The sequence below is a fragment of the Paenibacillus sp. FSL M8-0212 genome, from assembly GCF_038004645.1.
Classification (GTDB): domain Bacteria; phylum Bacillota; class Bacilli; order Paenibacillales; family Paenibacillaceae; genus Paenibacillus.
The window spans coordinates 945730-967603 of the sequence record NZ_JBBORP010000001.1 but is presented as its reverse complement, the minus strand read 5'-3'; the positions used below and the strand labels follow the sequence as shown (position 1 = coordinate 967603).

General features: G+C 46.3%; 22 protein-coding genes and 1 other annotated feature (1 of these 23 cut by a window edge). Of the genes, 16 read left to right on the top strand and 6 right to left on the bottom strand.

Annotation, left to right across the window (positions count from 1 at the left end):
* Position 1 precedes the first annotated feature (1 nt).
* The 8 genes from MKX68_RS04485 (at position 2) to MKX68_RS04450 (ending at position 7383) form a co-directional block, all read left to right on the top strand.
* Positions 2 to 523 (top strand): hypothetical protein, encoded by a 522-nt coding sequence (locus MKX68_RS04485; protein WP_340909450.1) that lies wholly within the window; start codon positions 2 to 4, stop codon positions 521 to 523.
* A 251-nt stretch (positions 524 to 774) separates the two neighbouring features.
* On the top strand, positions 775 to 1026 hold the full coding sequence (locus tag MKX68_RS04480; RefSeq protein WP_143023589.1) for a hypothetical protein: 252 nt from the start codon (positions 775 to 777) through the stop codon (positions 1024 to 1026).
* Positions 1027 to 1058: 32 nt separating this feature from the next.
* Entirely contained in the window at positions 1059 to 1967 is a 909-nt protein-coding gene (locus tag MKX68_RS04475; RefSeq protein WP_340909447.1) for an ABC transporter ATP-binding protein, read from the top strand.
* Positions 1960 to 2751, top strand: a complete 792-nt coding sequence (locus MKX68_RS04470) for an ABC transporter permease (protein ID WP_338591987.1) — start codon at positions 1960 to 1962, stop codon at positions 2749 to 2751. Before MKX68_RS04475 ends, MKX68_RS04470 begins: the two co-directional genes overlap by 8 nt.
* A 174-nt stretch (positions 2752 to 2925) precedes the next feature.
* Positions 2926 to 3999: an AI-2E family transporter gene (locus tag MKX68_RS04465; RefSeq protein WP_081745953.1), complete on the top strand. Its 1074-nt coding sequence runs from the start codon at positions 2926 to 2928 to the stop codon at positions 3997 to 3999.
* A 216-nt stretch (positions 4000 to 4215) separates the two neighbouring features.
* The gene (locus MKX68_RS04460; protein ID WP_264931832.1) at positions 4216 to 4611 is read left to right on the top strand and encodes a GntR family transcriptional regulator; all 396 of its coding nucleotides are present in this window, start codon (positions 4216 to 4218) and stop codon (positions 4609 to 4611) included.
* Between the two features lie 341 nt (positions 4612 to 4952).
* Positions 4953 to 5735, top strand: a complete 783-nt coding sequence (locus MKX68_RS04455; RefSeq protein ID WP_340909442.1) for a DUF1648 domain-containing protein — start codon at positions 4953 to 4955, stop codon at positions 5733 to 5735.
* Between the two features lie 58 nt (positions 5736 to 5793).
* Entirely contained in the window at positions 5794 to 7383 is a 1590-nt protein-coding gene (locus MKX68_RS04450) for an alpha/beta hydrolase family protein (RefSeq protein ID WP_340909440.1), read from the top strand.
* A gap of 121 nt (positions 7384 to 7504) precedes the next feature.
* Here MKX68_RS04450 and MKX68_RS04445 read toward each other — a convergent pair whose 3' ends face one another.
* Positions 7505 to 8863: a hemolysin family protein gene (locus MKX68_RS04445; protein WP_340909438.1), complete on the bottom strand. Its 1359-nt coding sequence runs from the start codon at positions 8861 to 8863 to the stop codon at positions 7505 to 7507.
* Between the two features lie 376 nt (positions 8864 to 9239).
* On the opposite strand from MKX68_RS04445, the gene cls reads away from it, so the two are divergent.
* Together cls and MKX68_RS04435 are read left to right on the top strand one after the other, a co-directional pair.
* Positions 9240 to 10679: a cardiolipin synthase gene (cls, locus tag MKX68_RS04440; RefSeq protein ID WP_340909436.1), complete on the top strand. Its 1440-nt coding sequence runs from the start codon at positions 9240 to 9242 to the stop codon at positions 10677 to 10679.
* Positions 10680 to 11027: 348 nt separating this feature from the next.
* The gene (locus MKX68_RS04435; protein ID WP_036611290.1) at positions 11028 to 11939 is read left to right on the top strand and encodes a YitT family protein; all 912 of its coding nucleotides are present in this window, start codon (positions 11028 to 11030) and stop codon (positions 11937 to 11939) included.
* A gap of 55 nt (positions 11940 to 11994) precedes the next feature.
* Here MKX68_RS04435 and ligD read toward each other — a convergent pair whose 3' ends face one another.
* From ligD to ku, 5 genes are all read right to left on the bottom strand, one after another.
* The gene (ligD, locus tag MKX68_RS04430) at positions 11995 to 12885 is read right to left on the bottom strand and encodes a non-homologous end-joining DNA ligase (protein ID WP_340909433.1); all 891 of its coding nucleotides are present in this window, start codon (positions 12883 to 12885) and stop codon (positions 11995 to 11997) included.
* A 40-nt stretch (positions 12886 to 12925) separates the two neighbouring features.
* A complete protein-coding gene (locus MKX68_RS04425) occupies positions 12926 to 13876 on the bottom strand; it encodes an ATP-dependent DNA ligase (protein WP_133386730.1) in 951 nt (316 codons plus the stop codon).
* Positions 13877 to 13911: 35 nt separating this feature from the next.
* A complete protein-coding gene (locus tag MKX68_RS04420) occupies positions 13912 to 15024 on the bottom strand; it encodes a GerAB/ArcD/ProY family transporter (RefSeq protein WP_340909429.1) in 1113 nt (370 codons plus the stop codon).
* 177 nt (positions 15025 to 15201) lie between these two features.
* Positions 15202 to 16071 carry a VOC family protein gene (locus tag MKX68_RS04415; protein ID WP_340909426.1) on the bottom strand — a complete coding sequence of 290 codons (870 nt, stop codon included), beginning with the start codon at positions 16069 to 16071 and terminating at the stop codon, positions 15202 to 15204.
* A 317-nt stretch (positions 16072 to 16388) separates the two neighbouring features.
* Positions 16389 to 17303 (bottom strand): non-homologous end joining protein Ku, encoded by a 915-nt coding sequence (gene ku, locus MKX68_RS04410; RefSeq protein ID WP_340909424.1) that lies wholly within the window; start codon positions 17301 to 17303, stop codon positions 16389 to 16391.
* Between the two features lie 263 nt (positions 17304 to 17566).
* Between ku and MKX68_RS04405 the strand changes: the two genes are divergently transcribed.
* The 6 genes from MKX68_RS04405 to tsaD all read left to right on the top strand — a co-directional run bounded on the left by MKX68_RS04405 (position 17567) and on the right by tsaD (position 21233).
* Entirely contained in the window at positions 17567 to 17863 is a 297-nt protein-coding gene (locus tag MKX68_RS04405) for a hypothetical protein (protein ID WP_338592010.1), read from the top strand.
* A 4-nt stretch (positions 17864 to 17867) separates the two neighbouring features.
* On the top strand, positions 17868 to 18044 hold the full coding sequence (locus tag MKX68_RS04400) for an H-type small acid-soluble spore protein (RefSeq protein WP_340915280.1): 177 nt from the start codon (positions 17868 to 17870) through the stop codon (positions 18042 to 18044).
* A gap of 263 nt (positions 18045 to 18307) precedes the next feature.
* Positions 18308 to 18790, top strand: a complete 483-nt coding sequence (tsaE, locus tag MKX68_RS04395) for a tRNA (adenosine(37)-N6)-threonylcarbamoyltransferase complex ATPase subunit type 1 TsaE (RefSeq protein ID WP_339785645.1) — start codon at positions 18308 to 18310, stop codon at positions 18788 to 18790.
* A gap of 2 nt (positions 18791 to 18792) precedes the next feature.
* Positions 18793 to 19641, top strand: a complete 849-nt coding sequence (gene tsaB / locus MKX68_RS04390; RefSeq protein WP_445671103.1) for a tRNA (adenosine(37)-N6)-threonylcarbamoyltransferase complex dimerization subunit type 1 TsaB — start codon at positions 18793 to 18795, stop codon at positions 19639 to 19641.
* Positions 19642 to 19659: 18 nt separating this feature from the next.
* Positions 19660 to 20181, top strand: a complete 522-nt coding sequence (rimI, locus tag MKX68_RS04385) for a ribosomal protein S18-alanine N-acetyltransferase (protein WP_036668955.1) — start codon at positions 19660 to 19662, stop codon at positions 20179 to 20181.
* Positions 20178 to 21233, top strand: a complete 1056-nt coding sequence (gene tsaD, locus MKX68_RS04380) for a tRNA (adenosine(37)-N6)-threonylcarbamoyltransferase complex transferase subunit TsaD (protein ID WP_340909418.1) — start codon at positions 20178 to 20180, stop codon at positions 21231 to 21233. Before rimI ends, tsaD begins: the two co-directional genes overlap by 4 nt.
* 517 nt (positions 21234 to 21750) lie before the next feature.
* Positions 21751 to 21874 (top strand) — a binding site (T-box leader); it runs 215 nt beyond the window's last position.

Here is a 21874-nt window from a genome sequence, read left to right as displayed (position 1 = left end):
CATGCTGCGAAGAAGGAACCGGAATGCTTTGCTCAAAAAGATCGGGTTCATCGCGATCATTGTATTATTGCTGTGGTTGATTGCCAGAACCATTCCGTATCTGTTTCAGGCAGATACATCGGATGAAGCTGCTGCTGTTGCCGAAGAGTTTTACAAATATGAGCAGACGGGTGACTTCGGCAGTTCATGGGAACTCTTTCATCCCCTGATGAAAGAGCGGTTTCCCAAGAGTGCTTACGTACAGAACAGAGCACATATATTTATGCAGCATTTTGGCGTGGAAACGTTTGAGCTGGAGATGGAAAAGCCGGAGCGCGAGTTTGATGTAACGGTGATCGATGGCGTTAAGCCATTTTCTGAAGCCTACAGAATCCAGGTCACCCAGAAGTACTCAGGTACCTTTGGCCAATTCGATATTGTGCAGACCTGTTATCTTGTAGAGGATGGCGATGAGTGGACATTACTCTGGTATTATCCAAATCAGAAAAATGAGGATACCTCGCAGGTCGACAATAGTGACTGATCAGGAAATAATATTAACCCATACGTTGCACCGAATTGTATCATTTACCTTACATGAAGCTCTGTAAATGCGAGACTTTTGTCGCATTTATGGAGCTTTTTTTGTGTTTTTCTTGTTTTTATGCCTGTAAAGCCTTGACAATAGTCCCGGTGTCAAGTAAATTACGAGGTAGATACAAAATGTATCAATTTTCAGCGTCTAACGACAAATAACAAGGACTTCTAAGCTCCTTGTGAGGGGAAGGAATATCATTGATCGAAACGGGCCGCTTTTACTGTGTCAGTTGTGGGATGATTGTGTCGGTCGCTAGAAGCTCTGTCGAAATGAAGGAAGAGGGCAATGGAGGCAATCACGTATTTCGCACCGGATTCTACCGGAGTGAAATGCCGCTTGGATGCTGTGAAGCGTGTGTAGTTGAAGCGAAACGTCAGGGGAAATCCCAGTTTGCGGGACAATATACTAAAGATTATGATACACTATGTGCATATGAGAAACGGGCATGAAGTATATGCTCGTCCATGAAGGAGGGGATTGAATGCAGCAGGAGCCGGTCGTCCGGATTCAGGGCGTCAGCAAAATCATATCCTCCCGATCATTGGTCAGCGACCTGACTCTGGATATTTCTCCGGGGCAGGTTTTTGGTTTTTTAGGACCTAATGGCGCGGGGAAAACAACAACGATTCGGATGATGGTTGGACTGATGTCCATCAGTAAAGGTGATATTTTCATCTCGGGACACAGTGTGAAGAATGAATTTGAGAAGGCGGTAGCCCAGGTAGGAGCTATTGTGGAAAATCCGGAAATGTACAAGTTTCTGACCGGGTACCAGAATCTCGTTCACTTTGCCCGCATGTCGCCGGGAGTTACAAAAGAACGCATTGCGGAAACGATTGAGCGTGTGGGGCTTACGGCTCGTATTCACGATAAGGTCAAAACCTATTCACTGGGCATGCGCCAGCGTCTGGGTGTCGCGCAAGCGATATTACATAAACCGAAGCTGCTTGTACTGGATGAGCCGACTAATGGTCTGGACCCACAGGGTATACGGGAACTGAGAGATTATTTGCGTCAGCTCACCCAAGAGGAAGGTATTACGGTCTTTGTATCCAGTCATTTGTTGTCAGAGATGGAGCTGATGTGTGATACGGTGGCCATCATCCAGAATGGCAAGTTGATTGATGTAAGAAACCTTCGGGCTGAAGCTGGTTCGGATGCATTAATCGAAGTTGCTTTTGAGCTGAATGATGCAGACCGCGCTGCGGATCTGATTCAGGGTGCTGTCGTACAGGGCAATGTCCTGGTGATGCGGGTGTCTCGTGAGCAGATTCCGTATATCAATGCCAAGCTGGTTAGCGAAGGGTTTCAGGTATACGGTATTCGTAACGTGACTCACACCCTGGAAGAACAATTCTTGCAAGTCACTGGGGGTGGAGGCATTGGGTAGTTTTGGTAATCTGATATTGAATGAGAATATGAAAATTTTCCGTCGTCCCCGTACCTGGATTATGTTATCGATTCTGGCGCTGATCTCGCTATTAATGCCAGTGTTACTGCGAGAAGGCATGGGGTCCAATGAAGTGTTGTACTGGGAAGCGGCTGTAACGACCATCCAGATTACGTTTTTCCTGAACACGATCTTCTGTGTCGTGATTGCAGCGGAATCGGTCGCGGGCGAATTTACCTGGGGAACCATTAAGCTATTGCTGATCCGTCCATGGTCACGAAGCAAAGTTCTCGCTTCCAAATATCTGACCGTCATTGGCTTCAGTATTGTCAGTACATTGCTGGTCATCGTGATGGCCATGCTAACGTCTTATATCCTTTTCTCGCATGATGCGCCGGGAGGAAGCAGTAGTCCGGCTACGAATGCTCTGACGTTATGGGGATATTTGTACGTTGATCTGTTCATTACGCTTGCGATTGCCTTTATGGTGTCCTCCGTATTTCGTTCAGGTGCACTTGCGATTGGATTGTCCCTGTTCATTATGTTCTCACAGAGTATCTTCTCACTCATATTCAATCCGGTCCGTTATGAGTGGGCCAAGTATGTTCTATTCAACAACATGGATCTTAGCAAATACATGACCTCCGGGGCGGATTTTGCGTTAATGGGTGGTCCAAGTGCAGGAATGACACTGGGATTCTCTATTGCAGTTCTGGCGGTGTATTACGTTATTTTCATGGTGATTTCCTGGGTTGTATTCAGCAAAAGAGATGTGGCAGGCTAACGCCTGCTTTTTTTTTTGCTCTAATGCTGTTTTGGAAAGAAAAAAGGGTATATTCAACATCGCCTGTGGCATGACTGTCATTTAAGGGTACTTAGTATCATAAGTAAATGACTAGATATACATATGAACGCCGCAGTCACTTTGGCAGAGCAGCGCATGGAGGGATCACGTTTCTTGATAAATAACAAGTTCTACCGCATATGCACAGCGATTATTCTGCTGCTGCTCATCGTGTATCTGGGGGAAAAAGTGAACTTTATTTTCAGCCCCCTGACCTCACTGATTCACATCATCATCATTCCGCTGCTGATTGCCGGTTTCTTCTATTATCTGCTGCGTCCGCTCGTCGATTATATGGAAAGGCATAAGATCAAGCGTGCATTATCAGTTCTGATTATTTACGTCGTAATTGCATTAATACTTGCAGGTTTTAGTGTGCTTGTATGGCCTTCCCTGCGTGAACAATTAATGAATTTCGTGGAGAATGCTCCAGCGTTGGTTACTTCACTCAGCGATCAGTTGAATGCACTTGAAAAGAGCAATGTTGTATCCAGATACCTGCCTGATGATTCCAATCTATTCTCACGATTATCCGATGTTCTGAGCCAAGGGATCACTCAAGTAACCAATTATGTCTCCGGGTTATTCTCCGTGGTATCCAATCTGGTTATTATTCTGGCAACGTTCCCGATCATGTTGTATTACATGCTCAAGGAAGGCAGCAAGTTTGGAACGAATCTGACCTTATTGTTGCCAAGGCATTATCGAAAGGATGGGGAAGAAACCGTCCATGAGATCGATGAAGCACTAAGCAACTATATTGTTGGCCGGGTTATTGTTAATGTAGCCTTGGGGATTCTGATGTACATCGGTTTTCTCATTTTAGGTTTGCCTTACGCATTGCTGCTGACTGTTGTATCGATTATTCTGAACTTCATCCCTTATGTGGGTGCTTTGCTGGCAGCTATTCCGGTTGTCATTGTTGCGTTTATCGAATCACCTTCGATGGCGATCTGGTCACTGGTCATCATTGTAATCGCACAGCAAATTCAGGATAACCTGATCTCACCTTATGTCTATGGCAAACAGCTCGATATTCATCCACTGACTACCGTTATCCTTTTGCTCGTGGGTGCTGACTTGGGAAATATCTTGGGTATGATCATCGTGATTCCCCTATATATGATTCTGAAAATTATAGTTCGCAAAATCCATTATCGGATTGTCGAAGATAAGACTGAAACTTAAATGGAATTTGAAATACAACGCTGTCATGTACCACTACTAATATTTGTTCTTGAATCACATCGATAAGCTCAACAGGATAAGCCGCATAACAATGGTGAAGGGTCAGGTAAGTTTGCCCTCGCCATTGTTATGCGGCTTTTTTCTCATACATATTGCTCACTTATGTTATATCTGTTATACTTGATATATAACAGATAACAAAAAGAAGGTGAACTCTTGATTATTCAACTGGATATGCAATCCGAACTTCCTATCTATTCGCAACTTGTTTATCAAATTATTGAAGGCATTGCTAGTGGTGAGTTACAGCTAGGTGAGGCGTTACCTTCAGTTCGGAATTTGGCCGCAGATATCGGTGTTAACCTTCACACCGTCAACAAGGCTTATACATTACTCAAGCAAGATGGATACATCCTGGTTCATAGACAAAAGGGAGTTGTAGTGAACCCTGATGGAATGCCTGGTTTAACGGATGATTTTTTGAAAAAGCAGCAAAGCGAATTAAGACCGATTATTGCCGAAGCGATCTGTCGCGGAATGACCAAAGAGGAACTATCTGCGGTGTTAGACCAAATGTATGATGATGTGAAGATGGGTCACAACAGAGAATAACGAATCAAGGGAGTGTGTTATGTATGCAACTATTTAGTATATTACCTATCATTTTAATCTTTGCTCCATTAGCCTTACTTCTATCCTTTGCACCATATGTGACAAGGGAAACCATTAGCTTTGGGGTTACGGTAAGTCAATATAATTACTACACACCCATCTTACGTAAGCTAAGGAGTACATTTGCTACAGTAAGTCTGATCGGAAACGGGATGATTATACTTGTCTGTCTGTATTTTCTCCGATCTGCTAATGAAGATTCTACCGCAATAATTACCGGTGTTAGCACAATGATATTTATTCTGTACTGGGCAGCACTACAGATATTATTTCATTTCAAGATGAAAAAGATAAAAGGATCACTTACAACTGTAGAAGCACCTCAAAGAGTTAAAATCGATACCACCTTCCGCCAAAATAAACTCACCTATTCCAACTATTGGTTTCTCATTCACATTGCTATTATTGCAGCCGTTGCGATCATTTCGATCCTGAATTATAAGGCACTCCCTAACGTCATTCCAATAAAATATGATCTTCAGGGCCATGTCACTTCCAGTGTGCCTAAAACCTATCTCTCGGTACTGGCTATTAATCTTGTACAGCTAGGAATCATTGCACTTATGATGTTGGTTAACTGGAGTATTAAATCAAGCAAACAACAGCTTACTACGTCTAATCCGGGCCAATTTGCTGCTGAAAATATTCAATTCCGCCGTAAATGGTCCCTGTTTACGCTTGTAACAGGCTTACTTCTTACCATTTTATTTGCCTTCATTCAGATCAATATGTTCGTCCCTAATCTGGTCTTGTTAACAGCCATTAGCTTCATCACTCCTGTGGTGATCGTGTTAGGTGTTGTATGGCTGTCTCTCACAGGCAGACAAGGCGGTGGGAAAATTCGGAATCATCAGGAAGATCGCGAACGATCCAAAGAACAGCCTGTGAATGACGACGATTATTGGAAGCTTGGGTTTATTTACTTCAATGCCAATGATCCTTCTTTAACCATAGAAAAGCGTTATGGAATAGGCTGGACGATTAACTTCGCTCGTCCACTATCTTGGGTCCTGCTGTTATTCATCATTGCTATTGTTGTTATAAGTATAGTTCTGAGCCAATAAAGGCTCATAATTCTATGCATATAATAGATGAAATTAATTATTAGGAGGAGTTATTACAATGAACAATTGGAAAAAGCTATTACTTTCTCTTACTTTCGTAGGTCTCATCCTTCCGGTAACATCCATCTCAGAAGCTGCTGAAAAATCCGCTGGTAGTGGAAATCTTGTTCCTATTCGTGAGATTGCAGAAAAGAATGGGGCAGAGGTATCTTGGCAACAAAAGACAGGAGAAATCACAATACGAAAAAGTGAGCTTACGATTGTAGTTAAGGTAGGAGAGAAACAGGCGATGGTGAATGGGCAAGCCATATCCTTAGACAATCCTGTTCAGTTAACGAAAGGAGTTACCTATATGGATGGGACATTTCTTTCCGAGACGCTGAAGGCAGAACCTGAGGATATATTCATTTCCCTTATTAGTGAGGGCGATGGCAAGGAGGCTGCCAAGTATGTTCATACCTCTGTGAGTGGCGTGTTGTCACCCACGTTGTTGAGTCAGCTGTGGGGAGCTTTAGAAGGACAAAATGGCAAAATTACAAGTGAAGCCATAGCTAAACACGTAGAAAATAACACAGTGCATCGCAATGTCACCTATACGTTCAAAACAGAGCTAACTCGTATAAATATTACGGTCAGAATGAATCATAACGGACTTGTGGATGATTTGCATATTGCCGCCGCTACGCCAGATGTGTATCAAAAACCAAGCTACGACGACCCATCTGCCTATACAGAACAAGACATTACGGTTGGTCAGGGTGATTTAGCTTTGCCAGGGACATTAACTTTGCCCAAGGGAGAGGGACCTTTCCCGGTTGTCATTCTGGTACACGGATCCGGGCCTAGCAATCAAGATGCTGCCATTGGTGGAGCAAAGCCGTTTCGCGATCTTGCGGTAGGTTTGGCTTCACAAGGAGTTGCTGTATTAAGATACGATAAGGTCACGTATGAGCATACCTATAAGGTGGCTTCACAGCCTAAATTCACATTAAAACAAGAGAGCGTAGATCAGGTAAACGATGCAGTGGAATTGCTTAAAAAGAATGCACATATTGATTCTACAGCGATTTTTGTAGCTGGACATAGTCAAGGCGGGTTTGCAATGCCGTTAATTATTGCTGAGGATAAACAACATGATATTGCAGGAAGTATTCTGCTTGCTGCACCAAGTAGTAGCTTTGCGGATGTGCTTACCGAGCAGCAGGACGAATTGGTAGAGCGGATGAAGCAGCTTGGTTTAGACACGGATGTCATTCAAGGGCAAGCTGATTTTTATAAAAATGTGGCTGCGATGGTTAAAGATCCAAAATATTCTGTAGATCATCTTCCTGAGGCGTTTCCACTTCAACCTGCTTATTGGTGGTTTGAGCAGAGAGATTATGTACCTGCGGAACTGGCTAAAACACAAAATACACCTATGCTTGTTATACAAGGCGAAAACGATGTGCAAGTGTCTATGAATCAATTCCAAACCTGGAAATCGTCTCTTCAAGGTCATTCCAATGTAACGTACAATAGCTATCCAAAGGTAAATCATCTGTTATCCAGCTATGATGGACTTTCAATCGGTCAAGAGTACGCTGAGCCATCTAATGTCTCCAAAGCCATTATCGATGATATTGCGAAGTGGGTATTAAAATCAAACTAAAACGGGAGTTCCATTCTTTGGTCGAGTGATAACATGGGGAAGTGACACATGGGGCGAGATATAAGAAAAGGAGCACTTACCATTATAGGCAAGTGCTCCTCTTCTTATTTATAAATTTGCTTTATTTAGACCAATTGGACTCTTTCTCGTCTTCATCGGTATAATCAGACATGGTCAGTGGTTCCTTGGGAACAACGGCCACTTTGTAGAACCGATTCTTGTCTTTTTCCAGCAAAACAAAGATTAGATTCTCGAACTCATATTCTTCCTGTTCGTTCATCTCGGGACGATGGCTGTAGAGCCATCCACCAATGGTGTCCCACTCATCTGCATCCAGGCTGGCCATAAACATGTCGTTCACCTTTGATAAGGAAACCTTGCCATCCATAATGACATAGTTCTCATTGATGACTTGAATATCTTCCACTTCGTCTGCGTCGAACTCGTCGCGAATCTCACCAACAATTTGCTCAAGTACATCCTCGATGGTTACAATTCCGGAAGTTCCTCCATATTCGTCGACAAGTACGGCGATATGTACCCCATCCTTCTGCATTTTCTTGAGCAAGTCCTTCACAGGAGTTGTTTCGTGAACAGCCGATACAGGCTGAATCAGTGAGGATAGATCAACAGGTTCATCGTTTCCGTATAGTTCCAGGAAGAATTGTTTCGTATTAATGATACCGATGATATCGTCTTTACTCTCATTCACAACTGGAAAACGTGTATATTGTTCTTCACGAATGATCTCCAGGTTTTCCTCGTTTGTTCTATTCACATAAAGGCAGACCATATCGGTCCGGGGTACCATAATTTCTTTGGCTAACATCTCATCAAAAGCAAAGATCCGGCTTACATAACCGAACTCGGCTTGGTTGATTTTACCACTTTCAAAGCTTTCATTAATGATGATCTGCAACTCTTCTTCGGAGTGTGCATCTTCATGTTCAGAAGCAGGTTTGATTCCGAACAGTTTTACCAGTTGGTTCGCTGAGCCGTTTAACAGCCAGATAAAAGGATACATAATTCGGTTAAACCAGATGATAGGTGTAGACGTCAGCAGTGCAACAGTCTCGGCTTTCCGGATTGCAATCGTTTTTGGAGCGAGTTCACCAACCACAACATGCAGATACGTGATGGAAGCAAACGCAATAACAAACGATAAGAATGAAGAAACCGCCTCAGGAATTTGCATGCTTTCGAACACAGGGTGGAGAATCTTCTCTACCGTTGGTTCTCCCAGCCAGCCCAGTCCCAGAGATGTGATCGTGATTCCAAGCTGGCAGGCAGACAAATATCCGTCCAGATTGGCAACGGCTTGTTTAACAGCCAGCGCACGCTTGTTTCCTTCTGCAATCATTTGGTCGATCCGGCTCGGTCTAACCCGTACCAGAGCGAATTCCACTGCGACAAAAAACGCCGAAAGTCCTATCAAAATCGCAACCAATACTAAATTTAACGCATACCTCTCACTGTCCATTCACTACTGTTCTCCTTTAAGTAATAAGTTTTTAACGATTATTATATCTAATTTTACGTAAGAAGACCACCTCCAGACAAAGAAATGAGGAAGAGTCTGGAAGGTGGAATGAGCAGATTGGCGTCACAATGCGAATCTGCTCATTCATTAAACTGATATGTAGAAGGTAACACAGTCAGAATATACAATGAACAAAGTAGAAATTTGAATTTCCAGAATGAAGTATTCCGTCTGCTTATGTAAAGTTTTATCTAAGCAAACGTTACGAATAGGGGGTACATTGGGTATCTATGATTAGCTGTATACATAATCGTCAAAGATGTGTAGGTGAGAGAAAGGCAAGGTCATGAAGCTTGCCACTTGAGGAGGAAGCCGAATGTTCTGGCTGGTCATTATATTACTCGTATTTATTTTCCAGGCAGCCACAATTCTTTTGCTGGAATTTCGTAATCCGGCTAAAGCTGTGGCTTGGCTGTTTATTTTGTTCTGCGTGCCTTTGATCGGTTTTGTAGTGTACTATTTTGTGGCGCAGGATTATAACAAACGAAAAAAGCTCCGCAAGGGTGGATCGCGCATCTTCCGTGAAATGAAGGAAACGATCTGGGAACAAGCCCACATCATTGGAGATGTCAAACAGATGCCGGGCGATCGTTTCAGTCACCAGCTTCGATTGTTTAACCTGTTATCCCATCTGTCGGAGAGCCCGATTACAGGTTGTAACCACAGTACGGTGCTCACAAATGGTGAAGAGGCGTTTGCGGCAATGCTGAGGGAAATGGAAAAAGCAAAGCACCATCTGCATGTGGAATTTTACATTTTCCGTGATGATGTCATCAGCACCAAGTTTCAGGATGTCATGATTCGCAAGGCACAGGAGGGCGTGAAGGTTCGGTTTATTTGTGACGGTCTCGGCAGTCACAAGATGAGCTGGAGTTTTATCCGCAAACTGCAAGATGCAGGTGTGGAGTTTCATTATTTTCTACCGCCACTGATTGCCACGATTGACCGAAGAGTCAACTACCGGAATCACCGTAAAATAGTCGTTGTGGATGGACAGGTTGGCTTCGTGGGTGGCATTAATGTAGGCGATGATTACCTTGGACAATATCCGGAGGTGGGTTTCTGGCGGGATACACATGTGCAGATCGAGGGAGATGCCGTGTACTTCCTGCAAAGTACGTTCCTGAACGACTGGAAATTGGCTTCCGGTGAGCGAATTACCGAACCCCAGCTTGCGGAATTGTTTCCACCTCATATCTGTAGCGGGGAAGAACGAATTCAGATTCTGGCCAGTGGGCCGGATCAGGACTGGGATGCGATTCAGGAAATGTGTTTTGGGGCCATTTCGGTAGCCTGTGACCGGATTTACATTACCACCCCTTATTTTATTCCTGATCCTGCCCTGTATGAGGCACTCAAAACAGCTGCTGTCAGTGGCGTTGATGTGAAAATTATCATTCCGTATCAATCCGATTCAAAGCTTGTTCATTTGGCGTCCCTTTCATACGTAGAGGAGTTACTGCGAGCAGGTGTTGAGTTTTTCCAATATCGCAAAGGTTTTGTACATGCCAAAGTGATGATTGTGGATGAGTTGCTTGCAACGGTAGGCACGGCCAATATGGATATGCGCAGTTTTTTTTGCAATTTTGAGTTGACGGCTGTCCTGTTCGAGTCCTCTCCGATTCGTCGTTTGATTACTGACTTTGAACGTGATCTCGGGGAGTGCAGTCAGATCGATGGGGAGGTATTTCAGAAGCGTTCACGACGGCAAAAAGGTGCAGAAATGCTTTCTCGGATGCTTTCACCGCTTCTTTAGCCGATTTAGGGCAGATTTCTGAAGATAAGTTCACTTTTTGTGAATTTATCTTCTTTTTGCTAAGTATTTTGCGCAAATTTGATCTTTTATGATATAATAGATATATAAATCATGTCTTGGCGAAGGAGGGGAGTCTGCGGGAAAACAGGCTCCCTTTTGCTCTCTTTTGAAAGTGCAAACCGGGATGAATAACATTTTGAATCCATTTTATATCGCCTTTAGATGCTTGCGCTGTATAGCCAGGGTACATATAGAACGCAGTTTGCTGTTCTCCATATGTAGATTCACCCTGAGTATTTAAATGATTTATAAAATGGATTCACACACTGATTTAACGGGGGGGATACCATGTCCAATGTAACAGTGAAAGAACTAACAGCCAAGCAAGCTGACCGCGGGGTCAAAAGCTCGGTGTTTACATTAAAGCTGCTGCAACGTATTGTGATGATTCTGATCGGTGCTGCACTAATGGCTGTATCGCTTGAAGTGTTTCTCGTACCGAATGGTGTTATTGATGGTGGGATTACGGGGATTTCAATTATGGTGTCAGAACTTACAAATTTGCCACTCGGAGTATTCCTGACCTTGCTCAACTTGCCTTTCCTGATTCTGGGTTACAAGCAGATTGGTAAAACATTTGCGTTATCCACGCTGCTGGGGATTGTGGTCATGTCCATCGGGACATCATTATTGCACCATGTTCCTGCATTAACACCAGGGGAGCCTTTGCTCGGAGCTGTATTTGGCGGATTGATCCTGGGTGTGGGTGTTGGACTTGTCATTCGGTCTGGCGGTTCACTGGATGGTACGGAGATTGTGGCCATCTTGCTTAGTGAGAAGTCACCTTTGTCTGTAGGACAGATCGTATTGTTCATTAACGTGTTTATTTTCGCAGGTGCAGGATTTGTATTCGGCTGGCCGAATGCCCTGTATTCCATGATTGCATATTATATTGCGATGAAGATGATTGATATTGTGAATGAAGGACTTGACCAGTCCAAATCGGTATGGATCATTAGTGAGAAATATCGTGATATCGGTTCAGCCTTGACAGACCGTCTTGGTCGTGGTGTAACTTTCCTGGATGGAGAGGGCGGATTCAGCGGGGACGAGAAAAAGATCATTTTTGTCGTGATCACTCGTTTGGAAGAAGCGAAGCTGAAGACCATCGTTGAAGATTGGGACCCGCAAGCCTTTGTGGCTATCGGTAACATTCATGACGTGAAGGGCGGACGTTTCAAGAAAAAAGGTATCCATTAGCGAATTATATACGCATGAATGATAATAGCCGACACCCTTGTGATGAGGGAGTCGGCTATTTTTTCTTCAAATGTTTGAGAATGAGCTCTACCGGTTGGGGTTCAACAGCTGCGATTAAATCACCGGTTTTGTTCAAACGTTCAATAATGTTCATCAGATGGTAATCCTGGATGGAGACGTTACTTCCAACCTCTTCCCAGGTAAGAGGTGTAGAGACAGTGGCGCCGGATTTGGCACGTGGTGTATAGGGAGCGGCAAGGGTCTTGCCACCGTAATGCTGGAGGTAGTCAAAATAAATGCGGTCTCCACGGTCCTTTTTAAGTCGTTCCAGTGTGAACAGATCCGGGTGCTTTTGAGTGACATATTTGCCCACAAAATAACCGATATCTCGTAATTCATCAAAGGTTACACCTTGAATAATCGGAACGATGATCTGAACGCCTGTTGCGCCCGAAGTTTTGGGAATCGACCTCAGACCAAGGGAAGTCAGGGTTTCGCCAACGATGAGTGCAGCTTGCATGATCCGGGGTTCATGTTCCTGAGAGGGGTCCAGATCAATCATCCATTCACTGGGAAGATGGCTCCCCACAGCATGCAGAGAAGGATGAAATTCAAGTGCGGCCAAATTGCCAAGCCATAACAATTCGGGAAGTCCATTCATGACTACATAGCGGATGCCGTCGTGAACTTCAGTCCGCACATAATCTGGTACAGGCTCAGGGGCATTCTTTTGATAGAAAAATGTCCCTCCAGCACCGTGAGGATACCTTATTGTGGTGAGAAGTCGATTGCTCGTATACGTGAGCAGATAAGGAGCCAGAGCGGCCAGCTTTTGCAGATAGATGGCTTTGGTGACACCTGCATCCGGCCATAACAGCTTGTCTGGGTTCGTGACCGTCAGTTCTATGCCTTCTATTATGATGGTTCCCTGGATCTTGGGGGCCATATGGAATACCTCCTATACGTGTAATCAATCTTGGACTGACTCATTGAAGAAGCTGGTTCGCCAGACAATCCTCACGGGTTACATCCGCGAAGGTCTGAATACTGGGATGGCGTAGAGTATTATGATGAGTTAGCTCCATATATTGCACTTTGACTCCTATTCGCGGTTCGACCCAGGTGGTCTCTGCACTGCGCTCGGGTACATTATGGAACGGCCTGTCCTGCCTGATCAGAGGCTCGACTTGATGTGTGAGTTCCCGCCACGTATTGGAGTTCAGTTTGCCAGTCCCAACATGACCAATATAGACAAAATCAGGCCCATCATATACACCAACCGCGACGGCATTTACAATACCGCTCCGGTACGTGACTCCCCCGATCATGGCATATACATCATGCATAATTTTGACCTTCTGCCAGCGCTGGTCCTTGCCCTGTATGCCATAACTGCTGGTGAGATCCTTGCAGACAATGCCTTCCATCTGATGTTGTCTCATGACCGTAAGCAGGGAAGCAGCATCAAGCGTATTGGTGACCTCCTGAACATGGGGAGCGGTGTTAAGAACCTCGTGCAACAGGCGCTGTCGATCTGCCAAAGGCTGATCCGTCACCCATTTTCCCTCATAGAGCAGGATATCAAATACCATATATGTGACTGGAATCTGATGTATGGCTTGGGCGATGCCTTCGGGTCTGCTCATCCGATCCCGCCGCAGAACGTGATAAAACGAAGGTTTTCCGGTGTCCGGGTCCAGCGCAATAACTTCTCCATCCAAGATGTAAGAGGAGCCTGAACATAAATTGCGTGGTGTTACCAGCTCGGGATACTGTGCGGTTCGATCATGTAATCTTCGATTCACCAGGCGCAGCTCATGCCCGTCCTCATAGGCAAGCATGCGGACTCCATCCCACTTAACCTGGGCAATCCATTGCGGACCTGTGGGCAAAGTATCTCTGGAGATAGGTTCGAACGGAATCAACGGTTTGAACATGGGGAACTCCTCTCTCGTACACCAATTAGCGCAGGTTAATTCGGAATTTTACTATATTTTTTGAAGCGGGACTTCATATGTTGCACCAGAATTAGAAGTAACGGAAGTGCTATGCCACAGGTCAGATCCCAATCAATCCAATAGGGAATAACGACCTTGAGATAAAAGTTCTCGTTCGGAGAGATTAGAATAGACATGGCGAGAATAAGCATGGCACCCGGCAGGATCAGAGAACGGTGACTGGACAAGCGAAACAGGTGAGCGACGCCCAGGACAAAACCATAGAAGAACAGAGCGGCTTTGAAGAAAACAGCGATAATCCAGACCGATGCTATGAAGGCTTCGATGCGTTGCATAAAGTTTCCGATATTGATTTTCTGTGAAAGGATGAATGAAGCGAACCAGTGATGCTGGGTCATCCATGGTCCCATAACGAGCAGACACATACTGAGCGTCAGTGTGAGTAACAATCCGCCAATCATCCCTGCTAACAGGATGTCCTTCTCCAGATGGGGCTCTTTTTTTGTGTAGGGAAAAAGCATCATGAAGATGCATAGTTCACAGTAGGGATATGTGAGTACAGCAACAAAACCTTTGAATGGATCAAGAAATCCTTGTGCAAGCACAGGTTGGATGTTGGCCAAATGTACATGGGGGATTAGACATACCGTCAGAATAAGCAGAAACAACACGATCAGAGGAAGAAAGACCTCAGCAGTTTTACCAATGCTCTCCAGACCCGATAGAAGCCCCCAGACAAGCGCACACATAAAAACCAAATGCAGAATCAGTAATGGAGATTCCGGCAAGATCTGGGTAGACATAAAATCGCCAATCTCCCTAATGAACGTTGAGGTACTAAGCAGGAAATAAAAGAGATAAAAAGAGCCAAACAAGGTTCCGATCCAGGGTCCCAGTGTTCGAAGGGCATTTTGAATCAGATTCAACCGGGGATGCAGTTTGTAGGCAACAAGCATAATGAAGAGTATGCCAAGGCCCCCTGCGACTCCCAACAAGGCTGATAACCAGGCATCCTGATGAGCGTAGGATGTGATCATGGAAGGGAAGACCAGAATCTGCTCCCCAATTGTGCACAGGAACATGAGTGAAGCGAGCTGTCTAACAGTCAAACGTCCCTTTTCGATCATGAGGTATCTCCTTAACATATCTTGTCTATGTATTGGTTAGAATGCACCAATTGTGCCAGTTTTATAAAAGCCAACTCAAAAAGCCCGTGCTACCGATCTCTCTGTGATGTAGAGAAATCAGTTACCCGGGCTTAATAAAATGAGGTTAAGCAAACATATGGTAACGCCTAAACAAAATCAGTTCGCAGTTGTCAGACGGATACGAATATTTTGTGGGTCTACCGTAAACCATTTACCCCCCACTTGTGTAACGACTGCACCGGATTGGCGCAATTGTTCAAGTGCCTGATCCAATTGTTCGTTTGTGGCGTACACAATGGTGAAGTAGTCAATTCCTGTAGCGTTATCTGGATTAACAGGTGCATTCACTCCTGCCCAGATATTAAGTCCCAGATGATGATGATAACCGCCTGCGGATACAAATAGTGCTGACATGTTCGCGAAGTTACCCACGATATCAAAACCGAGTATGCCGGTGTAATAGTTGCGGGCTTCTTCCAGGCTGCGGACGTGGAAATGTACGTGACCAATAACGGTGCCAGCAGGCAGACCCTGCCAAGGTTCATTCTCCGATATGGCAAACAAGCTTTCCACATCAACAGGATCACTTGCCATCACGTAGTTATTGTCGCTATCCCGTTTCCACGTATCACGTGCACGGTCAGCGTAGATCTCAATCCCGTTCTGATCGGGATCGGAGATATAGAAGGCTTCGCTGACCAAGTGATCGCCTTGGCCGATATCGATACCGGATGCAGCCAGATTACGAAGAGCAAGACCCAGGGACTTGCGGTCAGGCAGCAGGATGGCGAAATGATACAAGCCAGCGTGTGAGCGTTCCGGCAGGGTAATTCCATCGGTGAGCTCTTCCAATCGCAGCAGGGACTGTTTTCCGTCGGCTGTCAACGTGGCCACTTTGCCACTACGGTCCAGTAATTTCAATCCAACGACATCGGTATAGAACTTAATTGAACGCTCTAGGTTCATAATTCGCAGACTCACTTCACCCAGATGGGTTGTCGCAGGGATTTGATACGTTGTATTCATGATTGTTTCCTCCTGAGAATAGATAATATGGGTTCTCGTTTGATTGTGTATATGCGTTGAAAACGGATTATTTAATTGCATACTGTTGAAGCAGAATTACAGGGTGACTGTATATTCATAAATAAGTTACTTTTCATAAGTTAATATAAAATATAAATCAGCTTTCGTCAATCGTATTTTGCAATTATAGCTGTAGTTGTATTGACAAGAACTGCTTCGATAGTTCTGTAAAACAAAAAAATCCGACTGTGAAGCCGGATCGGAGTAAACATCATTACATGAGTTATATAACGGAATCGGTCTTGCCTGGGCGACAGTCAAACTTTTGGTTTGGGTGTGGCCTTTTTTCTTTTGGCTGGTGCAGCAGGTGTATCGGATTCTCCTCCGGCAACCGCTTGAGCGGGCGTTTTTCGCGGTGCACGTTTCTTAGGCTTGGCCGTTGTTGTTCCAGGGTCAGCCGGAATAGGCTTCACGGCCTCGATACTTGCCTGCAAGGCAGCCATCAAATCCATCACATTCGCTTCAGGTTTGGCTGGAGCAATCTTAATTTCTTCGCCTGCCACTTTGTGCTGGATAAGATCCAGTAGTTTGCTGCGATAGTCATCGGTGTATTTACCGGGTTCAAAAGGCGTGGACAATTGATCAATCAGCAACTTTGCCATCGTAAGTTCCTTTTCATTCACGTTCTGCACTTCCGGCAAGTTGGGCACCTGGGAGACAGGACGAATCTCGTCCGGATAGAAAATTGTCTCCATGGAGAGGCAATCTTCCAGCACGCGTATGGCAGCCAGACTGCTCTTCGAGCGGATGGAGATTTTGGCGATGCCAATTTTGCCGGTATCCCGCATCGCGTTCATCAACAGCTGGTAGGCATTTCCCCCAGCCTGATCGGGCGATAGGTAATATGTTTTCTGAAAATAGATCGGGTCAATCTCAGTCAAGTCGACAAAATCCAGTATGGTAATGGTTTTGCTGGTGGAATCATTTAACGCTTCCAATTCATCTTTCTCGAAGAGTACAAACTTTCCTTTTTCATATTCATAGCCTTTGGTAATCTCTTCCCACTTGACGTCCACTTCACAGGATGGACATTGACGAACATAAGCGAGCGGGCTGCCGCAGACTTTATGGATGTATCGCATGGAGATGTCTTTGTCTTCGGTAGCCGAGAACATTTTGACAGGGAAATGCACAAGGCCAAAACTGATTGCACCTTTCCAGACGGTATGCATAGATCGGCTCCTTTCATTGAGGTACCTTTTAGAGGTTGTTCAAAAATTCCATCTTCTCGGTACTGAAAACGGACTTTTTGAACACGGATTTATATTTAATAGTATGGGCATCTGGCGCAAGGGATAATCGTCTAATGGACGAACGAATTCGTATGGTTCGGCGAGACTCGGGGATGATAACAGAAACATGCTTGAATTCCTACGGGAAGATGGGCATGGGATAGGTAGTTATTCTCGCAGGGCATATGCCGGGAGGTGCAATATTGAAGAACAGACGTGATGAGGAAGAAGCACACAAGCATGCATTTTCTCCGTATCCTCTTGGGGAAGCCGAAAGCGCTGAAGAATTTTATACACCAGCAACAGATGTGAATTGGGAAGCGGTCACTTCTGAAGAATTGCCCCTTGATCGGGAGTCGTTCATGCTCGACATTGACCGGATGGTGAATGAAGGGTTAGGCGGGGGACAGGTTACGGAAGATAACGGATATATTGGTGAAAGTACAACAGATAGCATGGTTCGAGAATCACATGATGATCCGGAAGGGGAGTATGAATAAGATGATGGATGCAAACCGCGCCAAAGCGATATATGATTCCAAGGATACCATTGCCGTTACGCTGGAGGGAGATCCGGTCTGGATCGAGAACGTGGATGAAGCCAACGGTATGGCGACCGTTCAGGTTGGCAGCAGACCGGGAAATACCCAGACGGTACGTGTGGATCGTTTGGAGGAGTAGATAGAGGTAACATGATTGAGGATTTGGAGAATGAATAAAAGCTGAAATATATGCCTTGCATGGCCGGTACCGAAAGGTGCCGGTTTTTGTTTTTTCCTGGTGGGTGTCTGAAAACTTCGAAGGAAGGGAGTTTTGAGACACGTCTAATCATGCATGTTTATATTTCGGCTTGCCTCCTTGGATGTTGCGGGGGAAGAAAGGGACCGATATAATAAGGTTCAAAGTGAACTCAGGCGGCTGGACCGCCAAAGGTGGGGCGAATATTGAATCAGACGCACGAGCAGTGGGTGTATCAATCCCATGGCATTGCAGATACAGAAGCACTTGCTTCCGCACTCGCCAGACAGGCAAACGAAGGTATGGTGATTGCTTTGGATGGTGATTTGGGCGCGGGAAAAACGGCATTTTCACAGAAATTTGCCTGGCATTTGGGTGTGCGTGATGTGGTAAGCAGTCCCACATTCACGTTAATCAAGGAGTACGAAGGGCGTTTGCCTTTGTATCACATGGATGTATATCGCATTTCGCTGGAAGAAGCGGATGAGCTTGGACTTGATGAATATTTCTATGGAGCCGGAGTCAGTCTGGTGGAGTGGTCGAGTATCATTCCCGAATTGCTGCCGCAAGAGCATTTGCATGTGCAGATTGAAACAACGGGCCTGGAGGATCGAACGATTACACTGGATGGGTACGGCGAGACTTATGCAGCCATGTGCCGACAGTTCAGACAGAATGGGGTCAAATGATGATGGAAGATTTACAAAAAGAGCCGCGTCAGCGGTTTTTGGCGTTGGATACATCCACTGCAGTGATGGCAGCTGCGATGATGGAAGATCATGCGCTTCTGGAAGAACGCAATGAACGGGCTGAGCGCAACCATTCGGTACACGTTGTACCGGTGATGGAGCAGCTGCTGGCCGCCAGCAACACACAGCCTGGCCAACTGGACGGCATTGCCGTTGGCGTTGGCCCAGGCTCGTACACGGGCATCCGCATTGCGGTGACCGCGGCGAAGACACTTGCCTGGGCATGGGACATCCCCGTAGCCGGGGTGTCCAGCCTTCAGGCCATCGCCTGGGGCGGCTGGCACAGCGGCCTCGCCGCCAAGGCGGAAGCTGCGGCAGAGGATGCCGCAGCAGGGGCTGGCGGAACGCTATCCGCGGACCAGGGCAGCACAAGTGCTGCCCCTGTCCACTGGATCGTTCCGCTTGTGGATGCACGGCGCGGTCAAGCGTGCACCGCGCTGTTTGCCTCCGCCGGGAGCGATGCGCCCCGGCGTCTGGCGCCTGATGCCATCCGCAAGATGGACGGATGGCTGGAAGCCCTCGCCGCCCGCATGGCGGAGGCGGCGCCGGAAGAGCGGCCCGCAGCCGTCTGGATCGTCGGCGAGACGGGCCCTCATGCTGCGGCAGCGGCGGAGCTTCGCTGCCCCGCAGGAACGGCGCTCCAGCTCGTACCTTATGAGCTGGAAGGCCGCTGGGTTGGGCGCCTTGGCGCCGCCGCGCTGCTTGCAGGTCAGCGTGATGACGTGCATGCGCTGGTGCCGAACTACACTCAGCTCTCTGAAGCGGAAGCCAATCTTCTGCGCAAAAGCTGAAGGGGGAGGGGAAAGCAGATGGACAACGTGGCGAATAATAAGCAGGAAGCAACGCTTCAGTTCAGGTTCATGACACTCGCGGATATTCCCGATGTGATGGAGATTGAACATGAGGCCTTTACCCTGCCCTGGACGGAAGAAGCATTTCAAAATGAATTGACACACAATCATTTTGCTAAATATATGGTGATGGAATTGGAAGGCAAAGCCATTGGTTATGCCGGGATGTGGACGATTATGGATGAAGCCCATATTACCAATATTGCAGTCAGAGGCGCGTATCGTGGACGCAAGCTTGGTGAAAAGTTACTGGATGAATTAATGAGTACAGCGGCTTATCTCGGGATGGAACGAATGACGCTGGAGGTCAGAGTTTCGAACAGCATAGCTCAGCGTTTATATCAGAAAAAAGGGTTTGAATCGGCAGGTCTTCGTAAAGGGTATTACTCCGATAATGGGGAAGATGCGATGATTATGTGGGCGAACTTGCCGTCTGCAGGCCGGAGCGGCGAAGAGGAAGGAAGCGTACTGGATTCATGAACGAACTCAATGAAAAAATAAATTCTGCACCATCATACATTTTGGCGGTGGAGACAAGCTGTGATGAGACATCGGTAGCTGTAGTTAAGGACGGACGGGAAGTGCTGTCCAATCTGATCTCAAGTCAGATCGAGACGCACAAGGCATTCGGCGGCGTTGTACCTGAAGTGGCTTCACGCAAACACGTTGAAGTCATTACGTTGATGCTGGAACAGGCGATCGAGCAGTCCGGCATTCGTCCGCGTGATCTGAGTGCGATTGCTGTGACGCAAGGCCCGGGACTGGTTGGGGCATTGCTGGTAGGCATCGTTGCGGCCAAAACGCTGGCGATGGCACTGGGCAAACCGCTTATTGGTACACATCATATTGCCGGGCATATCTATGCCAACCGACTTACTCATGAACTGCAATATCCAGCGATGGCACTGGTCGTATCTGGTGGACATACAGAACTCGTGCATATGGAATCCGAGGGTAAGTTCAAACTGATTGGTCGTACACGTGATGATGCTGTAGGCGAAGCGTATGACAAAGTAGCACGTGCACTGGGTTGTCCTTATCCGGGAGGCCCGCATGTGGACCGGATGGCGTCTGAAGCGGAGAATGTAGTGCCATTACCACGGGTATGGCTGGAAGCAGGTTCGTACGATTTCAGTCTCAGTGGTCTGAAGTCTGCTGTACTGAATGCGCTCAACCAAGCCAAAATGCGCGGAGAAACCTTGGAGCCTTCAGCGGTTGCACGTGGTTTCCAGGAAGCTGTTGTTGAGGTACTGGTGGAGAAAGCCGTTAGAGCAGTTCGTGAATATGGTTCACGTCAACTGTTATTATGCGGTGGTGTTGCAGCTAACCGGGGGTTACGCTCGGCATTACAGGAGCGATGTACGAAGGAAGGGCTTGAACTGTTAATCCCGCCAATGGAATATTGTACAGATAATGCGGCCATGATTGGAGCGGCTGCGTATCTGAAATGGCAGCGGGGAGAAATTGCTGAATTTGATGCCAAAGCTGATCCGGGACTTTCTCTGGAGGAATGGTCCGTTCAATCTGTATAGTCAGGCAGTTTGAGATTAAGAGTTGACAGCTGGGATGTAAAGAATGTATATTTAGTTACAAATTTAAACAGGAATTCAGATTCCTGAACTGATAAACGCGATGAACAGGAATAGTAAGGTCATTCCCGGTCTTAGAGAGCTGCGGTATGGTGCAACGCAGTCGAAGGAAACCTGAAACTCACCTGGAAGCGGAACGATGGAACACGGTGACTCCCCGGGAGAATCCGAAGGCCGATCATGGCCCAAAGTACATGGTTACGGGTTGCCTCCGTGAATGGGCCGTTGTCGGTAGGACCGTTATTATAAGGATCAACTGACGATAACTGAGGGGGCTTTTAGGCTGCTTCAAGTGATCCGGATATGCGAAAGCATTCAGGGGTTGTCTTGAATGAACAGGAAGGAAGTCAACAAGAGTGGTACCGCGAAGGTGAACAGCCTGTCGTCTCTTGCATTATTGCATGAGGTGGCAGGCTTTTTTTGATTTTCAAAATAAGGATGAATGAAGTTAGGTCATATTATAAATGTGATGAACGGGAGCAGTAAAATGATAAGGCGCTCAGAGAACTGCGGGGTGGTGCGACGCAGTGGCTAAAATCATTCGAATCTCGCCCGGGAACGGAGCTGTGGAAGCGTGGGAACGA